At 59.8% G+C, this 22,521-nt stretch carries 18 protein-coding genes; 12 read left to right on the top strand and 6 right to left on the bottom strand.

The genetic code is table 11. From position 1 onward, the window contains the following. Window positions 1-15: 15 nt before the first annotated feature. From ACSQ16_RS01445 to ACSQ16_RS01435, 3 genes are all read right to left on the bottom strand, one after another. On the bottom strand, window positions 16-1,572 hold the full coding sequence (locus ACSQ16_RS01445) for a phospholipase D-like domain-containing protein (RefSeq protein WP_243263727.1): 1,557 nt from the start codon (window positions 1,570-1,572) through the stop codon (window positions 16-18). A 92-nt stretch (window positions 1,573-1,664) separates the two neighbouring features. Beyond that, a complete protein-coding gene (locus ACSQ16_RS01440) occupies window positions 1,665-4,784 on the bottom strand; it encodes an efflux RND transporter permease subunit (RefSeq protein ID WP_243263726.1) in 3,120 nt (1,039 codons plus the stop codon). Beyond that, entirely contained in the window at window positions 4,781-5,950 is a 1,170-nt protein-coding gene (locus tag ACSQ16_RS01435; RefSeq protein WP_243263725.1) for an efflux RND transporter periplasmic adaptor subunit, read from the bottom strand. The genes ACSQ16_RS01440 and ACSQ16_RS01435 overlap by 4 nt, the downstream gene beginning before the upstream one ends. A 256-nt stretch (window positions 5,951-6,206) precedes the next feature. Here ACSQ16_RS01435 and ACSQ16_RS01430 point away from each other — a divergent pair, with 256 nt between their 5' ends. After that, window positions 6,207-7,427 (top strand): MFS transporter, encoded by a 1,221-nt coding sequence (locus ACSQ16_RS01430; RefSeq protein WP_243263724.1) that lies wholly within the window; start codon window positions 6,207-6,209, stop codon window positions 7,425-7,427. Window positions 7,428-7,433: 6 nt separating this feature from the next. Here ACSQ16_RS01430 and ACSQ16_RS01425 read toward each other — a convergent pair whose 3' ends face one another. Further along, window positions 7,434-9,497, bottom strand: coding sequence for an NAD(+) synthase (locus ACSQ16_RS01425; RefSeq protein WP_243263723.1), 2,064 nt, complete (start codon window positions 9,495-9,497; stop codon window positions 7,434-7,436). Between the two features lie 229 nt (window positions 9,498-9,726). Here ACSQ16_RS01425 and ACSQ16_RS01420 point away from each other — a divergent pair, with 229 nt between their 5' ends. Further along, the gene (locus ACSQ16_RS01420; protein WP_243263722.1) at window positions 9,727-10,356 is read left to right on the top strand and encodes a glutathione S-transferase family protein; all 630 of its coding nucleotides are present in this window, start codon (window positions 9,727-9,729) and stop codon (window positions 10,354-10,356) included. 111 nt (window positions 10,357-10,467) lie between these two features. On the opposite strand, the gene ACSQ16_RS01415 is transcribed toward ACSQ16_RS01420, so the two are convergent. Continuing rightward, the gene (locus tag ACSQ16_RS01415; protein ID WP_435988448.1) at window positions 10,468-10,671 is read right to left on the bottom strand and encodes a hypothetical protein; all 204 of its coding nucleotides are present in this window, start codon (window positions 10,669-10,671) and stop codon (window positions 10,468-10,470) included. A 25-nt stretch (window positions 10,672-10,696) separates the two neighbouring features. Here ACSQ16_RS01415 and ACSQ16_RS01410 point away from each other — a divergent pair, with 25 nt between their 5' ends. From ACSQ16_RS01410 to ACSQ16_RS01390, 5 genes are all read left to right on the top strand, one after another. After that, window positions 10,697-11,626: an acyl-CoA dehydrogenase gene (locus ACSQ16_RS01410; protein ID WP_435988447.1), complete on the top strand. Its 930-nt coding sequence runs from the start codon at window positions 10,697-10,699 to the stop codon at window positions 11,624-11,626. Further along, a complete protein-coding gene (locus ACSQ16_RS01405) occupies window positions 11,623-12,321 on the top strand; it encodes a PIG-L deacetylase family protein (RefSeq protein ID WP_243263720.1) in 699 nt (232 codons plus the stop codon). Before ACSQ16_RS01410 ends, ACSQ16_RS01405 begins: the two co-directional genes overlap by 4 nt. Further along, on the top strand, window positions 12,321-12,884 hold the full coding sequence (locus ACSQ16_RS01400; protein WP_243263719.1) for a class I SAM-dependent methyltransferase: 564 nt from the start codon (window positions 12,321-12,323) through the stop codon (window positions 12,882-12,884). Before ACSQ16_RS01405 ends, ACSQ16_RS01400 begins: the two co-directional genes overlap by 1 nt. After that, window positions 12,881-13,924 carry a glycosyltransferase gene (locus ACSQ16_RS01395; protein ID WP_243263718.1) on the top strand — a complete coding sequence of 348 codons (1,044 nt, stop codon included), beginning with the start codon at window positions 12,881-12,883 and terminating at the stop codon, window positions 13,922-13,924. The genes ACSQ16_RS01400 and ACSQ16_RS01395 overlap by 4 nt, the downstream gene beginning before the upstream one ends. A 102-nt stretch (window positions 13,925-14,026) precedes the next feature. Then, window positions 14,027-16,090, top strand: coding sequence for a catalase (locus ACSQ16_RS01390; RefSeq protein WP_243263717.1), 2,064 nt, complete (start codon window positions 14,027-14,029; stop codon window positions 16,088-16,090). Window positions 16,091-16,125: 35 nt separating this feature from the next. Here ACSQ16_RS01390 and ACSQ16_RS01385 read toward each other — a convergent pair whose 3' ends face one another. Continuing rightward, window positions 16,126-16,908, bottom strand: coding sequence for an IclR family transcriptional regulator (locus ACSQ16_RS01385; RefSeq protein ID WP_093928806.1), 783 nt, complete (start codon window positions 16,906-16,908; stop codon window positions 16,126-16,128). Between the two features lie 164 nt (window positions 16,909-17,072). On the opposite strand from ACSQ16_RS01385, the gene ACSQ16_RS01380 reads away from it, so the two are divergent. The 5 genes from ACSQ16_RS01380 (at window position 17,073) to ACSQ16_RS01360 (ending at window position 22,520) form a co-directional block, all read left to right on the top strand. Further along, the gene (locus ACSQ16_RS01380) at window positions 17,073-18,590 is read left to right on the top strand and encodes an ABC transporter substrate-binding protein (protein WP_243263716.1); all 1,518 of its coding nucleotides are present in this window, start codon (window positions 17,073-17,075) and stop codon (window positions 18,588-18,590) included. Between the two features lie 114 nt (window positions 18,591-18,704). Continuing rightward, entirely contained in the window at window positions 18,705-19,622 is a 918-nt protein-coding gene (locus tag ACSQ16_RS01375; protein WP_243263715.1) for an ABC transporter permease, read from the top strand. 1 nt (window position 19,623) lies between these two features. Next, window positions 19,624-20,526, top strand: a complete 903-nt coding sequence (locus ACSQ16_RS01370; RefSeq protein ID WP_243263714.1) for an ABC transporter permease — start codon at window positions 19,624-19,626, stop codon at window positions 20,524-20,526. Window positions 20,527-20,529: 3 nt separating this feature from the next. Then, entirely contained in the window at window positions 20,530-21,528 is a 999-nt protein-coding gene (locus ACSQ16_RS01365) for an ABC transporter ATP-binding protein (RefSeq protein ID WP_243263712.1), read from the top strand. Next, window positions 21,525-22,520 (top strand): ABC transporter ATP-binding protein, encoded by a 996-nt coding sequence (locus ACSQ16_RS01360; RefSeq protein ID WP_067268447.1) that lies wholly within the window; start codon window positions 21,525-21,527, stop codon window positions 22,518-22,520. The genes ACSQ16_RS01365 and ACSQ16_RS01360 overlap by 4 nt, the downstream gene beginning before the upstream one ends. The last annotated feature ends 1 nt before the right edge of the window (window position 22,521 follow it).

Here is a 22,521-nt window from a genome sequence, read left to right as displayed (position 1 = left end):
CTTGAAGGGGCGATGCTAATCCCGGCGCGCCCATTTGCGCCATGCCATCCAAGCAACACCCAAGCCGCCCGCAATCAACGCCAAATGGCGCGGGCGGATACCGCGCCCGGTCGAGGTATCCTCTCCGGGATGATAGCGCGGGTCGAGCAGGCGGGTATTGGCAAGAAAGCCACCCATCACTGTCTCTGTGTCTCGAAAGACGGCGCGAAGCCCTCGGCCTTTCTTGCCGTTGAGGCTCTCAATCATTCCAATCATTGATCCAGTCCGGGCCATTACCTCGGCCACGCGCTCTGGCGTTCGGCCCAGATGTTCACCGATCAGGCGGTTCCTAAACCCTTCGATCACCTGCGCGGGCTGCTCAATCGCGACATCGCATTCCGTGTCAAACCCCATTGAGCGGTTATTGAGGTTGCTCGACCCCAATCGCAAAAGGTGGTCGTCGATAATCATAATCTTCGCATGGACATAGATCGGCTCCCCTGCTTCGGTGACAGGGAAATAAATGCGGAAACGGTTTTGATGGTCGGCGCGCTTAAGCTCTTCGACCAACCGTTCCCGCAGGACATGCATGGCGTCATCTTCCAACTGCGATTCCGCATCGCGCGGGTTGATGATAACAATCTCCGGGCCATCATCTTCGGCCAGCCGGGCCTTCAACGCCTCGCAAACCGTTTCTGCGGCCAGATACTGAGATTCAATATAGATATACTCGCGCGCTGACTTGATTCCTGAGAGGTAGAGTTGCTCAATCTCGTTGACCAAGGGGGCGTCATCGAATGGCGGCTCGGACCGTGCGATCCCCACATCAATGCCTTCGGCATCAACGGGTAGGCGGTCGGGCCATTCTGACTGCGACATATCGCTGGGCTGTTCAATCTCATCCCCCGTGGCCCGCAGCCATCGGCGACGAGAGAGTTCACCGAACGCCGCTGCGGCAGGACCAGACATGGCCGAAGTTGCGTCGTGCCATGGGTCGGATGGTGTGCCATCTTTACGAATTCGGCGCGGATCGTTCGGCAGGTGCTCAGGCGTATCCCAGCGATCTTCGGTCGCGTCGATCCCGCCGCAAAAGGCCAGCGCATCATCGGCCACGACGATCTTTTGATGGTGGCAGGCGCCAAAGGGGTGGTGTCCGTCCAACGCGAAATGAATCCGATCACCACCGAATAGGCTAAGGGCAAGTGACGGCACCAGACGCCCCGGCGCGGCCAAAACCGCCCCATTCCATTTCAGCAGATAGACATTCAGTTCCGGCGTATGCTCAACCACCGCTTCGACAAAGGCCCCAAGTTGATTGGGGAAGCCATCCGGCGCATTGCCGTTCTCGTCGCTCTCACCCGGCAGCATCTCAAGCTCAAAATCAAAATCCCAGCCGATCAACATCAACTGCTGCCGCGCCCCAAGAAAAATCTCACGCAAAACCCGGAAGTAATCCGCCGCATCCACGATGAGACCAAAACGGTCAGCCCGCGCGACGCGCCATGTCGTGCTATCGTTGAAAAGGCTTTGGCTGCTTGCCCCATCAGTCGGACGCCCTTGGCCCGCCTGTGCCAAACTCAAATCGCCGCGCACGGTTATGTCCCTTTCGGTTCGGTCCTACATGGCTAAACGCCCGCCGCAGGGGGAAGTTGCATGTGTCACAAAATATCACCCGAAAGGCCCGTTCAGACAGGCTGTGCTTCAGACAGCTCGCGTTGCAGCCGGGCTTCTTCAGCGGCTTTTGGCGTGGTGAACCGCGCCAGTAGGAAGTAGGCGACCGGCGTGAGATATAGGGTGGAAAGCGTGGCCATGCCCAAACCACCGACGATCACCCAACCCAATGCCTCGCGCGCCTCGGCCCCCGCGCCCGAAGACAAGATCAGCGGCACGCCCCCCAGCACGGTCGAGGTCATCGTCATCATGACCGGGCGCAGCCGGATCGTCGACGCGCCAAAAATCGCCTCATGAATATCGGCGCCCTGATCGCGTAGCTGATTGGCAAATTCAACGATCAAAATCCCATTTTTTGCCATGATCCCGATCAGCATCACCAAACCAATCTGGCTATATACATTCAAGCTTTGCCCCGTCATCAGCAGTGCAAAGATCGCACAGGCCAACCCCAATGGCACTGTCGCCATCACCACGACTGCCGAGATGAAGCTTTCAAACTGTGCGGCAAGCACGAGGAAAACCACAAGGATCGCAAAGCCGAATGTCACAAAAAGCCCCGAGCTGGTCTGATCCAATGCGGCCGCCTCGGCCAAGGGCACGATGAGGTTTTCATCGGCGAGCACTTCATCGCCGATTGCCCGAACTTGCACCAACGCATCACCCAACGACAGGCCCGCTGTCAGCCCGGCAGAGATCTCGACTGAGCGGTTCTGATCTTCGCGGTCCAACTCGGGTGCCACGGCTCGTTCCTCTAGCGTGACGAAACTGGCCAGCGAAATCATCTGCCCGGTGCCGGATTGCACAAAGACATTTTCAAGGTCACGCGGGTCGTTCACGGGGTCTGAGGTCGACAGCATCTGCACCCCATAGCTGGTATCATCGATAAACACCGACGCGACCTCTCGCCCGTCGAGCATGGCCTGCAAAGCCTGACCCAAACCGGTGATATCAACGCCTAAATCGGCGGCCAATGTCCGGTCAATCTGCACGAACAACTGCGGCTGTGTGCGCTCATACTCCAACCGAACCTGCCCCATAGCGGGGTTTGTGCTCAGTCGATCAACCATCGCCTGTGCAACCTCGGACAGTTGCTCATAGTTGTTCCCAGTGATCGCAAAAGACAGCCCGCGCCCTGCACCGCGAATACCAAGCGAGTTGGGCTGGATCGCAAAAGCCCGCACCCCGACGATGCCGCGCAGCTTGCCGTTCATTTCGCCCACGATCTCATCCTGCGCGCGTTCGCGGTCTGCCCAACCGGCAAGGGTGAACACCATGAACCCCCGATTATCCGCGCCAAATCCGGTGATGGAGAAGATGTTCGTTACCTCTCCGGTTTGCTGTAGCGGAGTGATAAGGTCTTCGATCTCGCGCATTTTACCTTGGGTATACTCAAGCGAGACACCCTGCGGGGCCGTGACGCTGAGCAGAGCAACTGCCCGGTCTTCACGCGGTGTCAGCTCTTGGCGAATTTCGCCTGAGACCAACGCCGCCGTCAGCGCCACGAAAGCGGCGATCAGCACCACAACATAGGGCATTGCCAGCGCCCAGCGAAGCGTCGCGGCGTAAAGTCGATAAAGCCCGTTGCCAAGCGCCACCACCGGCCCACGCGGATTTTCGACCGCAGGTCGGGTCAACAGTCGACTGGCCAACACCGGACAAAGGCTGAGCGCTACGACGGATGACAGCATCACCGCGATGGCGAGGGTAAAGCCGAATTCACGGAACAACCCGCCCGCTTGGCCCGGCAGGAAAGACAGCGGAATGAAAACCGCCGCCAGCGTCGCCGTAGTTGTGACCACGGCAAAGAACACTTGTGATGTGCCCAAAACCGCTGCCGCCCGTGGCCCCATGCCTGCCGCACGCTGGCGCACGATGTTTTCCAAAACCACAATCGCATCATCCACCACCATGCCCGTGGCCAGAACCAAGGCGAGAAGGGTCAGGATATTGATCGAAAAACCAACAAGGTAGATCGCCGCCAACGTGCCGATCAAGGCGACAGGAAGGGTAAGTGCCGGGATTAACGTGGCGCGGAAATCGCGCAAAAAGATGAAAATCACCGCGACCACGATGCCGACGGCAAAGGCCAGCGTGGACAGCACTTCGCGGATCGAACCCGAGATAAAGGTCGCGTCATCAGAGGTTACAAAGATCCGCACATCATCGGGCAAGGTGTCGTTCAACTCTGCCACCACGGCGCGCACGTCGTTTGAGATTTCTAACGTGTTCGAGGTTGCCTGCCGAATAATTCCGATGCCCAACCCCAATTGCCCGTTCGCGCGTAAGATCGTCTCTCCCTCGGCGGGACCGAGTGTCACCTGAGCAACATCGCCAAGCCGGACATTCTCCTTGATTTCCATCGCCTCGAACGCCTGCGTGGTCGCGACGCTGGCTGTTGTCCGCACGTTGATCGACTGGCGGTCCCCCGCCAGATCGCCCGCAGGTGCGTCATAAGCGACATCCGCCAAAGCGCCTTGGATATCACCCAAGGTTAAGCCTCGGCTGGCCAGCTCCAACTGATCAATATCGACGCGAAAAAACGGTTCTCGGTCGCCGTAAACTTGCAAATCCGCAACCCCGTTGACCGAGATTAGGCGGTCTTCGACCCTTTCCTGCACCAGTTTGGTCAGTTCCTCGGGCGAACGGCCCGTTGACGTCACAGCGATCCGCATTACCGGTTGCGCATTTGCGTCAGCCTTGACGATCTGCGGCTGTTCGGCTCCATCAGGGAGTTGGTTCACGATCCGCGCGACAGCGTCACGCACATCGGTGGCGGCCACGTCGATATCGGTGCTGTCGTTGAACTCCAGCGTGACCCGACTGCGTCCGAAGCGTGAGTTCGATGATATTGCCCGCACGCCGGAAACACGGCCCACCGCGCCTTCAATCCGCCCCGTTAGCTCTTGATCCACAGATTCAGGCGACGCGCCTGAGAATGTCGTGGTGACGGTTACGACGGGCCTGTCGACATTGGGCAGTTCGCGAATTTCCGCTCCAAAAAGCGCGGCAATGCCCGCCAGCACGATCAGCGCATTTAACACAAAAGCAAGGATTGGGCGCCGGACAAACAGCGCGGTGCCAGCGCCGGTAGAAGGCGGTGGCGCGCCTTCGCCAGATGCCTCGGCGCTCATAGGGTTTTCTTTTCTGCGGGGGCTGCGTCTGACTGCACGCTGCCAGATCGATTGACCTCTCGGACATCGCCCCCTTCGCGCAGGGTTTGCACGCCCTCGGTTACCACAACATCAGCCGCGGTCAGCCCCTCCGACAGGACCAACACGGAATCGCTGTTGCGCTGCGCGATTTCAACCGTGACTTGGTGTGTCTTGCCCTCTCGAACCGTCCAAACAAACGGCCCATCAGAAGACCACTGCACCGCCAACGGTGGGATCGCCAAAAGCGCCTCTCCGACAAATGTGAGGCTAACAGAAAAAGCCATACCTGCACGCAGCTGGTCATCTTCGTTGGGCACCCGGCCCTGCACCAAAAGGGTACGGCTGGCGCGGTCAATCACGCTGTCGATCGCGCTGACTTCGCCCTTAAGCGTTAGATCCCGCATACCAAGAGGGGTAACCGTGATCTCTTTGCCCAAGGCCAATTTGCCGACCACCCGTTCCGGCACGCGAAAATCAATCAGAATTTCGCTGCGGTCGGTGATTGTGGCAAGCTCGTCTTGGGCATTAACGCGGTCGCCTTCCTCAATGTCGGTGATCCCAACCCAGCCCGAGATCGGCGCGAGGATCCGGCGTTGGGACAGATCAAACTGCGCTTGGCTCAGAGCGAGTTCGGCGCTCTCCAAGGCCAGCTCAGTCTCGCGCAGGCGCACTTCGCTGACCGCGCCGGTGTTTTGCAACCGCTCAACGCGCACTTGTTCGGTGCGGGCATTCTCTAGTTGCAACTCGGCCTGTTTCTGCGCAATCCGCTCCGCTTCATTCTCCAACAGAGCGATCACCGTGCCCGCCTCAATCAATTGCCCGGCGGGCAGATTGAGTTCGGTGATGACCCCCACAGCGTTGGACCGCACGGTCACTGACCGGCGTGCACGCCCGTCGCCGATTGCGGTGATGCGGTCGGCCAATGTCTCTTCACCCACCTCGGCGGTTACCACCAGAGACGGCCCGCCGCCGCCCCAGCCAGCACCGCCACCGTCCGCTTCCTCCGGTGCGGGATCAATTCCCAAGAGTTCAAGCAAACCGGTATCGGCCACAAAGGGGCGCGACGCGGGCACATAGGTTAACATCACATAGAGCCCAGCAACGAGAACCAGCAAAAATACGATAAATTGGCGCAAAGATTTCACAAGGGTGCGCTTTCAAATGGCGTTACAAGGCGCATAATTGAGCATTCCCCCAAAAAAGGCACGTCAAATCTGCTTGATCGATGGCCAAGCATTCCACGAAGGAGCCGCAGGCTGATACGACTATGACGCGGAACCAAGTCTGGTGGAAGAGCGTCAGGGTTGAATACTAGAAATTACAGATCAGCCGCACATATTTTGGGATCACCGGGGCCAAGATGGCCTATGCCGAGGCCGTATTTAAGACCAAGGGGACATTATGCGCGCTACCGTTATGCCACTGGTGACATTGCTATTGGGCTTTTCGCTTTTACAGATGAGCAATGGGTTGCAAGGTACGCTTTTGGCCATCCGAGCGGGGCTTGAAGGCTTTGGCGGGGTCACCACGGGCCTAATCATGTCGGGCTTTTTCGCTGGGCTAAGCATCGGCTCATTCGTCGCCCCGCGCCTAATCAGCGGCGTGGGCCATATCCGCACCTTTGCCGCGCTCGCCTCTGTCGCCTCGGCGGCGGCGCTGATGCATCTTGCCTTTATCGATCCGTGGGTCTGGATCGCGGTGCGCTGCCTGACGGGCTTTGCCTTTGCCGGGTTGATCATCGTGACGGAAAGCTGGCTCAATGCGTCGGTCAGTTCGGCACAGCGCGGCAAGTTGTTGGCGGTTTACGGGATGGTCGGCATGGCCTCGGGCGCTGCGGGGCAGTTTCTGCTCAACCTCGGGGACCCGGCTGAATTTATCCTCTTCGTGCTTGTCTCGATCGTGATGTCGCTGTCGCTCGTGCCGATCTCGCTCACCCGTGTCGAAGGGCCGCGTGCCGAAGGCACGCAAGAGCCCCCCTCCCTGCGCCGTCTGTGGGGTCTATCTCCCTATGGCGCGGTAAGCGCGGGGCTGGTCGGGGCCTCTATCGGGACGTTCTATGGGCTGGCACCGTTGTTCGCGCAGGAGATGGGCTATGCCCAATCGCGTATCGCGCTGCTGATCGCGGCCTTCACCATCGGGGGGCTGGTGTTGCAGTTCCCGCTTGGCTGGATGTCTGACCGGGTGAGCCGCCGGGGCCTGAGCGTCGGACTGGCCGCAGCAGGCGGCGCGCTGATGATGTTGACCCTGCCGATCCCTGCACCATCAAGTACAGTGCTGTTGATCTTGGGCTTTGCCATCGGCGGACTAGTCCTACCCGCGCAGTCCATCGTCATCGCCCATGTCAACGACCGCGCGCCGGGGTCGGCGGTGGTCGCCGTCTCAGGCGGCTTGGTGCTGATGCAAGGCATCGGCGCGGCAATCGGACCGCTGCTGGCGGGTGTACTGCTGGATACGCTGGGGCCGCGCGGCCTGCCGCTGGCGCTTGGCGGCTTTCAACTTATCATCGTGGCATGGGGGCTGCTGCGCATGACCCTGCGGAGCGATCCCGAAACCCAAGAGCGGCACGCGGCACCGCCGCTCACCCCGAACTTTGTCGAAGGCGAGTTGAGCCGCGAGGAATAGCGCGGCTTAGCCTTTCGGCCAGCTCTCGGGTACGTTGCTGCGCAACTCATCCAACCACGGTGTCGCCACAGAGTCCGACGGCGCACGCCAGTCGCCGCGTGGCGACAGCGCGCCCCCGGCGCTGACCTTGGGCCCGTTCGGCAGCGCCGAGCGTTTGAATTGGCTGGTGGCAAAGAACCGGTGCAGGAATTTCTCGAGCCAATGGCGGATGGTTTCGAGGTCATAGCCATGGCGTTTGGCCTGCGGGAAACCATCCGGCCAGCGCCCCTGTTCGGTATCATGCCAAGCGTGCCACGCCAGAAAGGCCACCTTTGATGGCGTGAGCCCGTAGCGCATCGTGTGAAAGAGGAAGAAGTCATTTAACTCATAGGGACCGATCATCGCCTCGGTGCTTTGAATCTCCTCACCCTCTCCGGCGGGGACCAGTTCGGGGGAGATTTCGGTCTCCAGAATGGCGTCGAGCACTTTATCGGTCTCAGCGTCGAACTGGCCTGAACGGCTGGACCAGCGGATCAGATATTGGATCAACGTCTTCGGCACGCCGGTGTTCACGGCATAATGGCTCATCTGATCGCCCACGCCATAGGTACACCAGCCAAGCGCCAGCTCACTCAGATCACCTGTACCGATCACGAAGCCCTGCCGCTGGTTGGCCAACCGGAAGAGGTAATCGGTGCGCAGCCCGGCCTGCACGTTTTCAAAGGTGATGTCGTAAACCGGCTCCCCGTCTGAGAAGGGGTGATCCATATCCTCCAGCATCTGCCGTGCGGCGGGGCGGATATCGATCTCATCAGCGCTGATGCCCATGGCGCGCATCAGCTTCCAAGCGTTCGACTTCGTGCCCTCGGACGTGGCAAAGCCGGGCATGGTGAACCCCAAAATACGGTCGCGCGGGATGCCCATCCGGTCACAGGCTTTGGCCGCCACGATCAACGCATGGGTGGAATCGAGCCCGCCAGAGATGCCGATAACCATGGTCTTGCTCTTGGTCGCCTCGAACCGGCGGCGCAGGCCTTCGACCTGAATGTTGAACGCTTCATAGCAATCTTGATCCAGATGGCTTTCGCGGTTCGGCACATAGGGGAAACGGCGCACCGGACGTACGAGGCCTGCGTTTTCATAGTGCGGCCGATGGGTGAACGTCACGCGGCGGAATGAGGATGCGCGGTGCCGGGCGGCGTCATGGAAACTTCCCGTCCGCATCCGCTCAGATTGAATCCGCCCGCAGTCCACATCGGCGATGGTTAGTTCCGGCTCCAACGGAAAGCGGGTGGATTCCGCCAGCAGATCGCCCAGTTCGTGGATCATCCCCTGCCCGTCCCACGCGAGATCAGTCGTGCTCTCACCCGGACCGGCTGCGGAATAAACGTAAGCGGCAAAGGCCCGCATGGATTGTGACCGGCACAGAAGGTGGCGGTCAGAGGATTTGCCGATGACGATATTGGAGGCCGAAAGGTTGGCAAGGATCAACGCCCCCCCAAGTGCGGCATCCGACGAGGGCGGCGCGGGGGTCCAAAGGTCTTCGCAGATCTCGGCATGGAAGAGAAGGCCGGGCAGATCCGTCGCTTCAAAAATCAGATCGTCGCCAAAGGGTACGCGACGCCCCGCCACGGTGATTTCACCGCTGGTGTCACGGCCGTGGGCAAACCAGCGCTTCTCATAGAACTCGCGGTAGTTTGGCAGGTAGGATTTCGGCACCACGCCCAACACCACCCCGCGCGAGATTGCGATGGCACAGTTGTAAAGCCGCCCCTCGCGGCGCAACGGCGCCCCAAGTAGGATTACCGGTGTCATCTCGGCGCTGGCCTCAATCAATACAGCAAGGGCGTCTTCAACAGCATTCAGCAGCGCGTCCTGCATATGCAAATCGTCAATTGCATAGGAGGAAAGCGACAGTTCCGGGCAAACCAATAGATCGACGCGCGCCGCATCTGCTCGGCGCATTTCCTCCAGCAGGCTATCACGGTTAAACGTCACATCGGCAGGCCGCACCCGCGGTGTGCAGGTGGCCACGCGGACAAAACCATGACGGTGGTAGGCGGTAAAGGCGTCGGCTTGGCTCGTGCTCACGTCAGAGTTTCCTTCAATATCGTCATTTGGCAGCGTTCTAGGGTCATGGCGCGGCAGATTGACCCGATGAACCTTGTTACACCCTTCGCGTGCAAGCGCAAAATGCATGGGTTTCTCTTCGGCCTTCACGCGGGGCGTCTGATAGGACTGTACATTGACCCAACCTTGCCTGCCTGCTTAACATTGCAAGAAATCAATCCGCGCGCATCCATAGACAGGACCAAAAGCGATGATCGACCTTTATACATGGACCACCCCAAACGGCCGCAAGGTCTCAATCCTACTCGAAGAATTAGGGATCGACTACAACGTGCATGCCATAAATATTGGCAAAGATGAACAACACGCCCCCGAGTTTCTAAAGATCAGCCCCAACAACAAAATCCCCGCCATCGTCGATCATGAGGCCGGGGTCAGCTTGATGGAATCCGGCGCGATCATGTGGTATCTGGCCGAGAAGCATGGCCGCTTCTTGCCAGAAGGTCAGACGGCGCGGGCAGAGGTGATGCAATGGCTGATGTGGCAGATGGGCGGTTTCGGCCCCATGGCCGGGCAAGCGCATCATTTCTTGCATTTCAACCCCGGCAAAGCCGCCTATGCCGAAGAGCGGTTCGGCGCTGAGGTCAAACGCCTCTACTCCGTGCTCGACAAACAACTTGAAGGGCGCGACCATATCTGCGGCGAATATTCGATCGCCGATATGGCCTGCTGGCCTTGGGTTTCGCGCTATGAATGGCAGCAGATTGACCTTGCCGATTATCCTAATGTGCGTGCGTGGTACCAACGCCTGCGGGCGCGGGACGCGGTGCAAAAAGGCTACCATGTCCCCAAAGTGATGGGCGACATCCCCGAAGGGTAAACGCGCCCACTCCGCGCGCTTTGCAAGACTGCAACGTGGGCGGGAACCATCTCATAAGTTGAACGGTTGCACTCGCATGGGAAGTGCTGCCGTTCGCGCAAGCTTCCCGTTCTATGAATAGGGAGTGAATTGTGACGCCTGATTTGATGGTTTTTCATATTGCCAGTTGTCGGGCCCTGCCATGAACAGTGCGCCGCGTTTCGATCCATTCCCGCCCGCATCCCAAATTAACGTTTTGAACGATGCTGCCAGACATGCATTGCGCGCGGCAGCACGGAAAGAAGAAATCGGCGAAAGGCCGATCGGCACATCCATCGACATTCTTCGCGACGCCGGATTGATGCTGGAGGACGGCGCGACCACGCCGCTGCGCACCGTTCACGCGCTGATGCAGATTGGCGCGGCCAATCTTAGCGTCGGGCGGTTGTGGGAGGGCCATGTGAACGCGCTGCGGCTCATCCATCTGTACGGCAATACCGCGCAGGCAAGCCACGCAAAAGAACTGACTCGGCAAGGTGGCCTTTTGGGGGTATGGGGCGCAGATGGTCAAAAACCTGCTACGATTAGCGACGGTGCATTGCAGGGTGAAAAGGTTTTTGCCTCAGGCCTTGGCACTGTCACCCATGCACTCATTTCGGTGAATTCTGGCTCCAAAGTTCAACTAGCGCTGATTGACGTGACCGACCCGCAACGCGGCGATGCTTCGCAATGGGATATGTTGGGCATGCAGGCCACCGCCTCGGGCAAGTTCGATCTTTCCGGCATAGCCGTGACTAAGGAAAACCTTATCGGCGTCCCCGGCGACTATCTGAAAGAGCCGCATTTCGTGGGTGGGGTCTGGCGGATCGCCGCACTTCAGGCTGGCGCTGCGGCAGGGCTGATTGATGCGGCGGCAACCGCTCTTCGCGACATGGACCGGTTAGAGGCTGACGCCCAATTGGCACGACTTATGCAGGTACTGATGCGTGTCTGGGCCGGGATGGCATTGGCGGAACGCGCGGCGCTTGCCAGTTTGGATAACGCCCCAGAAGAGACCATCGTTAGCACCTCAATCGCCGCACGGATTTATACCGAAGAAGGCGCCTTGGAGGCGATCAAAGCGGTGGAGCAAAGCCTCGGACTGCGACACTTCGCGGCAGCATCCGAAACTGGACGCATGGCGCGTGACTTGTCGGTCTACCTGCGCCAAGCCGCACGGGATGCGTTTTTGAAGCGCGCCGCACGCCATGCCCTTTCCAGCGAAGAAACAATCTGGGGGGTCTTTAAATGAGTGGAAACTTAGCCCTCCACCAAGCCCTCTCGGGCCACGAGAAGATTGTGGTTCTGGCCCCTCATCCTGATGACGAAACCCTTGCATGTGGAGGCTTGCTTGCCCGCGCCTTCGCGGATGCAGGCGCACATGTGATCTGCCTGACCGACGGGAGCGCCAGCCACCCGTCCTCCGTTAACTGGCCGTCAGCGCGATTGGCCGCTGAACGCCACATCGAGTTGATCAAAGCAGTTGAAATCTTGGGCGGCACGGCTGACGACGTGACATGGCTCGGCTTGCCCGACAGCCGCCTGCATGTGGTCGCTGAAACCGAAGTTTTGGCAGCGCTCACCGAAGTGATCGACAGACACAAAGCAAAGCACGTCTTTGTGCCGGCCCGCGAAGACAAGCATTGCGACCATCAAACAACGGCGCAGCATGCCGAAACCCTGCGGGGAAAGCGGCCCGACCTGCATTTCCACAGCTACCCGGTCTGGAGCCGTTGGGACGATCCAGAGTTTGCACAGAATACCGCGCGATATGACCCTGTCCGCCTCAATACCTCTGCGGTGCGCCAGACCAAGATCGCCGGGATCCGGGCCCATCGTAGCCAGCTTGGACAGATCGTGCAGGACGACCCCGACGGCTTTGTCTTGCCCGAAGCAATGGTCGACCTCTTCGCCCAGAACGACGAAATTTTCTGGAGGATGCCGTGATGGGTGTGGGGTTGGATCACCTGCAAGGGCTTTATGCACAAACCAGCGATCCTTGGGGGTTTGAACATAGCGCCTATGAACAAGCCAAATTTGCAGCAACCCGTGCGGCGCTGTCACAAAGCGGATACCGCTCGGCCTTTGAGTTGGGTTGCGGCAACGGGCAATTGGCGCGGCATCTGATCGACCTTTGCGCGCGCTATACCGGGATGGACGCCGTGGCCAGCGCCCTGCGCGCCGCACGGCAGGCGGTTCCCCAAGGCCGGTTCGTTCAGGGCTTCTACCCCGGTCCCTTGCCAGAGGGCGATTTCGATCTGCTGATCCTGTCGGAGGTGCTGTATTTCCTTGATCGTGCGGGACTGGAACAACTGGCAATCGACATTCAGGCCCGATGGCCGCAGGCCGAGATCATCTGTGTGACATGGCTTGGCCCCACCGGAAATCCGCTTCAGGGAGAGGAAGCGTTGAAAGGATTTGCACAGGCACTTGCAGCCCGTGATTTCGCCCGACTGACCCAAACCGACGATTACCGCATCGACCGGGCACTGCCGGGGAGCGGCGAATGAGTTTCGAGCGCTGTAAGGATACCGCGATTATCATCCCCGCCCGCAATGAGGCGGAGCGGATTGGCGATTGCCTCATCGCGCTGGCGCCACAGTGCAACGACCGTGTCCGTGTGATTCTTGTGATGAACAACACCGACGATGACACCGGCGCAGTAGCACAGGCCATTGCCTTGCAGCAAAGTCTTGATCTGACCGTTCTTGACCTCACCTTCGCCCCCGGCATGGGGGTTGGCGCTGCTAGACAGCGCGGCTGCGCCTTGGCGTTAGAACAGATGCCCCACCTGCGCCACATCCTGACAACCGACGCTGATTGCCGTGTCAGCCCCGATTGGGTCGCGCAGAGCCTTCACCATCTGCAACAGTTTGATGCCATCTGCGGCAAAGTCACGTTGAACCCCAAAGAGGCCGTCTGCTTGGCCGGATTAGACCCGAATTTACACCACTATGAAGTTGCTTACCGCCAATTGGTAATTGAGTTCTACGCCCGCAATGCCCCCAATTGTGCCAATCTGCGCGGCAGCCACGGCGGGGCCCCCGGTGCCAGCCTTGGCTTCACTCGGGACGCTTATCAAGCCGTTGGCGGCTTTGCCCCAATCCCCTGCGGTGAAGACCGTCAAATAATCCGCGCCTTGAGGGCATTGGGCAAATCGGTGCTTCATGCGGATGATATTTGGGTCGAAGCCTCATGCCGCCTTGTTGGACGGGCCAAAGGCGGCATGGCCGATACATTATGCGACAGGCTGGCCGGAGTGGATTATCTGGCCGACGACTGCCTGCCCAATGCGGCACTGCTGCTTGACCAGCTACGCCAAGGTGCGCTGGAATTCTGGCCCCCGCAGGTACCGCCATCTCAGCGTGTGCGCGTAAGGGATCTACCTACACATATCGCGGTTTTGTCGTCGTTTCTGCATGGGCAGGCAGATCAGTTTACACCCACCGATTATCCGGACCCAGACCATTTTCGGCCCAGCAAAAATTTTCGCAATCCGACGGCAAATGTGTCGGAACACTTGGCTCTCGGGGAGGTTGAACTCTCGTAGGGGCAGGCAATTGCTCCCCGTTCTTAAGCGGCCCTTTCGGCCCGCCACATATTAGCAAGAAATCCTCCCGACCATATCCCGGGGGCCCTGTGGAGTAAGATCATGACAGACAAAGAACTTGGCAAAGGCGGCGAGCCCCGTCAGCAAACCACGGACCGCGAAAAGACGATGACAACCGCGCAGGGCGGGCCCATCGCGGATGATCAGAACTCGCTCAAAGCAGGTCCGCGTGGGCCGGTCTTGATGGAAGATCACATCTTTCGCGAAAAGATGTTCCACTTTGACCATGAGCGCATTCCAGAGCGTGTCGTTCACGCGCGCGGCTACGGGGTGCATGGGCATTTCGAGCTGACCGAAGCGATCCCCGAGCTTTCTGCCGCTGATATTTTCCAGCGTGTGGGCGAGAAAACCCCGACCTTCACCCGCTTCTCCACCGTGGCGGGCAACAAGGGCTCTTTCGATCTGGCCCGTGACGTGCGCGGCTTTGCGACGAAGTTCTACACCAAAGAGGGTAACTGGGATCTCGTTGGCAACAACATACCTGTCTTCTTTATCCAAGACGCGATCAAGTTCCCCGACCTCATCCACTCCGTCAAACCCGCCCCTGACCGGGGCTTCCCACAGGCGCAATCGGCGCATGATAACTTTTGGGATTTCGTCTCGCTCTCGCCCGAGGCGATCCATATGACGCTGTGGCAGATGTCCGACCGGGCGATCCCGCGCTCCTTCCGCTTCATGGAAGGCTTCGGCGTGCATACCTTCCGGTTGGTCAATGCCGAGGGCAAATCGCACTACGTCAAGTTCCACTGGAAGCCGAAGCAGGGTCTGCAATCGGTGGTCTGGAACGAGGCGCTCAAGATCAACGGCGCGGACCCCGATTTCCACCGTCGCGACATGTGGGATGCCATCGACGCGGGCGACTACCCGCAGTGGGATCTGGGCATTCAGGTCTTTGATGATGACTTTGCCGATAACTTTGAATTCGACATCCTCGACGCGACCAAGCTGATCCCCGAAGAACAGGTGCCGGTGCGCATCATCGGGACACTGACACTGGATGCCAATGTCGACAACTTCTTTGCCGAGACCGAGCAGGTGGCCTTTTGCACCCAGAACATCGTGCGCGGGATCGACCACACGAACGACCCACTGCTGCAGGGTCGGAACTTTTCCTACCTCGACACGCAGATCAAACGGCTCGGCGGGCCGAACTTCACCCATATTCCGATCAACGCGCCAAAATGCCCGTTCCACCATTTCCAGCAAGACGGCCATATGGCGATGCACAACCCCAAGGGCCGCGTGAACTATGAGCCGAACAGTTGGGGCGACGATGGTGGCCCGCGTGAAAACCCCGAGATTGGGTTCAAAAGCTATGCGGAAGAGGTCAGCGGCACCAAACAGCGCGTGCGTTCTGAGACGTTCGCCGACCACTACAGCCAAGCGCGGCAGTTCTACATCAGCCAGACCGAGATCGAACAGCAGCATATCGCGGCGGCCTATACCTTCGAACTGTCGAAATGTCAGGAAGAGCGCATTCGCCTGCGGATGCTGTCGCATCTGATGAACGTGCATGACGATCTGGCGAAACAGGTGGCCGAAGGGCTCGGCGTGACCGAGATGCCGGAACCGGCCACACCCGCGCGGGAACCGATCACCGATCTGCCGCCGTCAGATGCGCTCAGCATTCTGAAAAACCCGCCGAACACTTTCGCGGGCCGCAAGCTGGGTCTGTTCCTGACGGAGGGCGCCGATGCGTCGATCGTGGAAGCCTTGGAGAAAACATTCGCCGATGAAGGTGCGATGGTCGCCATCGTGACGCCGCATATTCAAGGGGTGACCCTATCGGACTGCAGCACCCGCGCGGCAGATGAGAAGATCGACGGTGGGCCGTCGGTGGTCTTTGATGCGGTGGCCTTGGTCTTTGGCGATGAAAAGGCTGACAAGATCGCCAAGAACAAACCCGCACAGGATTTCGTCTCGGACGCCTTTGCGCATAACAAGTTCATCGCCTGGACCACAGCCGCCGATCCGCTGCTCAATGCCGCCGGCGTTGAGAAGGACGAGGGCACGGTGGAAGTCTCTGCCAAGAATGCGGATGATTTCCTTCAATCCTGCCGCAAGCTGCGGTTTTGGGAACGCGAAGAAAAGCTAAACTGGGAATGAGAAAACACGGGCTGGGGCCGCAATGCCCCGGCCTTTTAACGTCGGTGCACCTGTGACGAGGGCGAGATGGCATTCGCAGTGTCTTGCAGTCGCGGCAGAATCTCGGCCCTGATCCGCTCGCGCGTCCATGTATGGGCCGAAACCGAGCACTGCACCGCCGCAAAGGCGCGCCCGTCGGGGCCGGTGATTGGGCAGGCCACGCCAATCTCAGACAGGATCATCTGATCGCTGGAAATCGCGTGGCCCTGCTGAACCGCCTCATCGATGCTGTTGCGGATCGTCGCGCGGTCCAGAGTGGTGCGCGGGGTGAAGGCTTTAAGCGGCCAAGTCTCAATCGCCTCTTCCCGATCCTCAGGCGAGAAAGTCGAGATAATCGCGCGCCCCCCGGAGGTCGAAAGCGCAGGCAGCCGCCGCCCGATGACCGTGGCCGCGAAATAGGTCCGTTGGCAGGGCAAGCGGCTCACGTAGATGATATGATCCTTGGAAAGCTCGGCCAGATTGACCGTCTCGCCAATCTCTTGGCTAAGGTCGATCAGCTTGGGAATCGCCTGCCCAACCAGTTGATCCGACCAGTAATAGGCATAGGCCAACTCAAGCCACGCATGGGACGGACGAAAACGCCGGGTCACCGGATCTTTGTCAAGCATCCCTTCGATATGCAGCGTATTTGCAAGACGTTGCACCGCGCTTTTGTCCAGCCCGCTGCGCTCTGCCAGCGCCACAAGGGACAATTCCGTATGCGATTCATCAAAGGCGCGGAGCAATCGCAGCCCTTTGGCGAGTGACCCCACATAGAGCGTATTTTGCTTCTTTTCCAATCACCTACCCCGAAAGTTAGCCCAAAACATCAAACCGGGGCTTGACGTATACCGAACGGATTGCGTTTACTAATCGTATAGCGATATCAAGTATTATTATATGATACGTTTCGCAAGTCGAAAAGATACGGAACTGAATTCGTTAACCAACAGGGGAGTTGACCATGAAATCCACGGTCCTGAAATCAACCATCACCGGGCTTATCCTAGCCGCCGCCACGGGCGCGGCCTGGGCGGACAAGGCAGACGACACGCTGAATGTCGCCTTCACCAAAGAGCTTGAGAACGTCGACAGCTACTTCAACTCGTCGCGCGAAGGCGTTGTGCTGCAGCGTGCGGTTTGGGATGGGCTGATCTACCGCGATCCCGTCAGCAACGAATACATGGGCAACCTCGCCACCGAATGGGAGTGGATCGACGACACGACCATCGAATTCAAACTGCGCGAAGGCGTGAAATTCCACGACGGGTCGGACTTCACCGCCGATGACGTGGTCTTTACCGTCAACTACGTCGCCGATGAAGCCAATGGCGTGAAAACGCAGCGCAACGTGAACTGGATGAAATCGGCCGAGAAGGTCGACGACTTCACCGTGCGTATCATGCTGAAAGAAAACTTCCCGGCGGCGATTGAATTCCTTTCCGGCCCCGTGTCGATGTATCCCAGCGACTATTACGAAGAAGCCGGACCCGAGGGCATGGGCCTGAAACCAGTCGGCACCGGCCCCTACAAGGTGACCGAAGTCGTGCCCGGCCAGCACTTCAAACTGGAAGCCTATGAGGGCTACCACGACAGCCCCAAGGGCAAGCCCAGCATCAAAAACGTAGATATCCGCACCATTCCGGATGTGAACACGCAGATGGCCGAACTCTTCAGCGGCTCGCTCGATCTGATTTGGCAAGTACCATCCGATCAAGCCGAAAAGCTGGCGGAGCGGGACGAGTTCCAAGTCTCCAACGAATCCACCATGCGCGTCGGCTATCTGACGTTGGATGCGGCGGGCCGGTCCGAGGACAGCCCCTTCACCGACGTGCGCGTACGTAAGGCTGTGAACTACGCGATCAACCGTCAGGAACTGGTCGACGCGCTGCTCAAAGGTAAGTCCAAAGTCGTCTACACCCCCTGCTTCCCCAGCCAGTTCGGCTGTGACGAAGAAGCGGCGGTCGAATATGAGTACAACCCCGAGAAAGCCAAGGAACTGCTGGCCGAGGCGGGCTATGAGGACGGTCTGACCATCGACTTCTACGCCTACCGCGACCGTGAATATGCCGAGGCGATCACCAGCTATCTCAACGCCGTGGGCATCGATACCAACTTCAAGATGTTGCAGTATTCCGCCCTGCGCGAGCAGAACATGAAGGGTGAAACCGCCGTGTCGTTCCAGACATGGGGCAGCTATTCGATCAACGACGCCTCCGCGATGGTCAGCCAGTTCTTCAAACATGGCTCGCTCGACTACGCGATGGACGATGAGACGCTGGAATACCTCAACATCGCCGACAGCTCGACCGATGAGGCGGTGCGCAAAGAGAACTACACCAAGGCGATCGAACGCATCACCGAGGAAGCCTATTGGGCGCCGATGTTCTCCTACAACACCAACTACGTGACCACCAACGAGGTGGAATACACACCCACAGCCGACGAAGTTCTGCGCTTCACCACGGTTAGCTGGAAGTAAACTTAACGGCAGGGGCGCCGTGATCGGCGCCCCTGCCCCTCCCCCCTTCCGCACCCAACCCAGACCCACGCGGCAGGCCCCCGCCTGCGGCGCAGCCTCAAGGTAGTTGCACCCGTGCTTCAATTCATTCTCAAACGATTGGGACTGGCCCTTCTCGTGGCCTTCACCGTGTCGTTTATCAGCTTTAGCCTGCTGTTCCTGTCGGGCGACCCCGCCGCAGCACTTGCAGGCGAAACCGCCAGTGGCGAAGATATCGAGGCGCTGCGCCGTCTCTACGGGTTCGACCGGCCCATGCTGGTGCAATATGGCGAATGGCTGTTCTCCGCCCTTCAGGGCGATTTCGGCGAGAGCTACTATTTCCGCCTGCCCGTCGCCTCGCTGATCGCTGACCGCCTGAGCGTCACCATGACGCTGGGTGTCTGCGGCATCATCTTTGCGCTGCTGACCGCCGTGCCGCTTGGCGTGATCGCTGCGATCCGCCCCAACTCCATCATTGACCGTGTGGCACTGTTCATCTCGGTCGCGGGGCAAGCAATGCCGAGCTTTTGGTTCGGCCTGATCCTGATCGTGGTCTTTGCGATCCAACTGGGTTGGCTACCGCCTTCGGGCACCGACACTTGGCGGCATTTCATCCTGCCGACCATCGTGCTGGGCTATTACGCCATGCCCGCCATCATGCGCCTGACTCGTGCAGGCATGCTGGATGTTCTGAACTCTGACTATATCCGCACCGCACGAGCCAAGGGCGCAAACGAAACCCGTGTGCTGTTCCGTCATGCGCTGCGCAATGCGATCATCCCCGTGGTGAGCCTTGCCGCCGTGCAAATGGGCTTCATGCTGGGCGGCTCCATCGTGGTTGAATCGATCTTTGCTCTGCATGGCGCGGGTTACCTCGCTTGGGAAAGCATCGCGCGCAACGACCTGCCCACGGTGCAGGCGCTGATCCTGATTTTCTCGATGTTCTACATCGTTTTCACCTTCCTCGCAGACGTGCTGAACGCATGGCTCGACCCCCGCATGAGGAGCAGCTGACATGATCACCGCTGGTACACATGACAGCCTTTTGGACGAAATCACCGGCCCGACCCCCGGCCAGATGCTGCGCAAGCGCGTCTTTGGGCACCAAGGTCTGCTGATCGGGGCGGTCGTTCTGATCATCCTCACGATCATCGCGATCCTCGCGCCGTGGATAGCCCCGCATGATCCCTATGCCCAAAGCCTGATGACCCGGATGGAGCCGCCCGTTTTCATGGGTGGCACTTGGGAGCATCCCTTGGGCACCGACCATCTGGGCCGCGATTACCTGTCGCGCCTGATCTACGGTGCGCGAATTTCGCTGCTGATCGGGGCCGTGGCGGCGTTGATCTCGGGCGTGATCGGCACAGCCATGGGCGTCGCTGCGGGCTACTTCGGTGGCAAGGTCGATGCGGTCGTTACCTTCCTCATCAACGTGCGTCTGGCGATGCCCGTGGTGTTGGTGGCCCTCGCGGTCGTGGCGATCCTTGGCGGGTCACTGCAAGTCGTGATCATGGTGCTGGGCCTGCTGCTCTGGGACCGTTTCGCGGTGGTCATGCGCGCCTCGACCATGCAGGTGCGGCGGCGCGAATATGTCGCGGCGGCGCAGGTCATCGGCGCCTCCACACCGCGCATCCTCTTGTCCGAGATCATGCCGAACATCGCCAACAACCTGATCGTCGTCGTGACGCTGGAAATGGCCCATGCGATCCTTCTCGAAGCCGCACTTTCCTTCCTTGGCCTCGGGGTGCAACCGCCGACGCCAAGCTGGGGGCTGATGGTCTCCGAAGGCAAGAACATGATGCTGTTCGAGCCATGGCTCGTCCTGATCCCCGGCGCTGTCCTTTTCGTGCTGGTGCTGGCGATCAACCTGATGGGTGACGGTCTGCGCGACGTGACCGCCCCCGAAAACCGGAGCTGACCCATGACAGAACCACTTCTGAGCGTCCGCAACCTGCGGCTCGACATTCCCACGGGCGGCGGCACCCTGCATGCGGTGCGCGGGATCGACTTCGACCTCAACCGTGGCGAGACCCTGTGCATCGTCGGCGAAAGCGGCTCGGGCAAATCGCTCACCTCGCTCGCGCTGATGGGGCTCTTGGGCAAATCCATCAAACGCCGTGCAGATCGGATGACCTTTGACGGGACCGAGCTGACCACCGCCAGCCAAGGCCAGATGCGCAAGCTGCGCGGGGCGCGGATGTCGATGATCTTCCAAGAGCCGATGACCTCGCTCAACCCCGCCTACACGATCGGCGACCAACTGGCCGAGGCGCTGCTTTTGCACCGCAAGGTCAGCCGCCAACAGGCGCGGGACCGGGCGATTGAACTGCTGGAGAAAGTCGGCATCACCGCCGCAGAGAGCCGTCTTTCGCAGTATCCGCACCAGCTCTCGGGCGGGTTGCGCCAGCGTGTGATGATCGCCATGGCGCTGATGTGCGAGCCGGAGCTAATTATCGCGGATGAGCCGACAACCGCGCTCGACGTGACGATCCAAGCACAGATCCTGCGGCTGCTGCATGATCTGGGGCGCGAGATGAACATGGCCGTGATCCTCATCACCCACGACCTTGGCGTCGTGGCACGGGTCGCTGACAAGGTCGCGGTGATGTACGCGGGCGAGTTGGTCGAGACCGGCCCGGTGGGCGACATCTTCAACGCGCCCTCGCATCCCTACACCCGCGGGTTGCTGCGCTGCATTCCCCTGCCCGGCAAGACCGACCGCGGCGCGAAACTCGGCACGATCCCGGGCATCGTGCCCTCGCTCGTAGGCGAAGTCGAAGGCTGCGTTTTCCGCACCCGTTGCCCGCATGCCGTCGCCGAATGCCGGGGCGAGATCCCGAAAAGAGAGGACGGCAGCCACGCCTTCCGCTGCATTTTCCCCGATGGCAAACGCCATTCCGAGAAGGAGCTGACCGTATGAAGGACAGCGTAAACACCCCCCCGGTGCTGGAGCTTTCCGGCGTCAGCAAGACCTACCGGGTGAAACAGGGCATGTTCGGCAAGGTCAAACCGCTGACGGCCGTGAACGACGTATCGCTGCAACTGGGCAAAGGCGAAGTGCTGGGCCTCGTCGGTGAATCCGGTTGCGGTAAATCCACCCTCGCCAAGATCCTTTTGGGGCTGGAGCAGCCAACCGCAGGTCATGTCAAGATTGACGGCGAAGAGATCACGCAGCAGGGCCGGTTGGCGCTGGCGCGGCGGATCCAGCCGATCTTTCAAGACCCCTATTCCTCGCTCAACCCGCGCAAGAGCATCTATGACGTGATCTCTCTGCCGCTGCGGGTGCACAACATCGGTGACGAGGAAAGCCGCAAGAAAAAGGTCAAAGAGATCCTCGACGTTGTGGGCCTGCCGCAACGGGTGATCAACACCTACCCCAGCCAGATGTCGGGCGGCCAGCGCCAGCGCGTCGCCATCGCCCGCGCGCTCATCATGAAGCCCGAGGTGGTGATCTGCGACGAGCCGACCTCGGCGCTGGATGTGTCGGTGCAGAGCCAGATCCTCAACTTGCTGGGCGAGCTGCGCGAAGAATTCGGCCTGACCTATCTGTTCATCAGCCATGACCTCGCGGTGGTCGAACACCTCGCGACCCGCGTGGCGGTGATGTATCTGGGCGAAATCGTTGAGCAGAACTCGGTCGCCGGTCTCTTTGACGCCCCGCGTCATCCCTACACCAAGGCGCTGTTGAAATCCGTGCTGACGCCCGAGCCGGGCTTGGGCGTGCCGGACACGCAGCTTGGCATGGCCTATCCAAACCCGATTGCCCCGCCGCCGGGCTGCCATTTCCACCCGCGCTGCCCACGCGCCACGGATCTTTGTAAACAAAAGGCCCCACGTCACACCCCGATCCCGCAGGGGCATGTCGCCTGCCATCTGCACGATCCGGAAACCCCCATGTACGAGCAAGAGTAAT

The sequence above is a fragment of the Sulfitobacter sp. SH24 genome, from assembly GCF_965641895.1.
Taxonomy (GTDB): domain Bacteria; phylum Pseudomonadota; class Alphaproteobacteria; order Rhodobacterales; family Rhodobacteraceae; genus Sulfitobacter; species Sulfitobacter dubius.
Note: the sequence above shows the minus strand (reverse complement) of the source record. Positions and strands in the feature narration are given on the sequence as shown.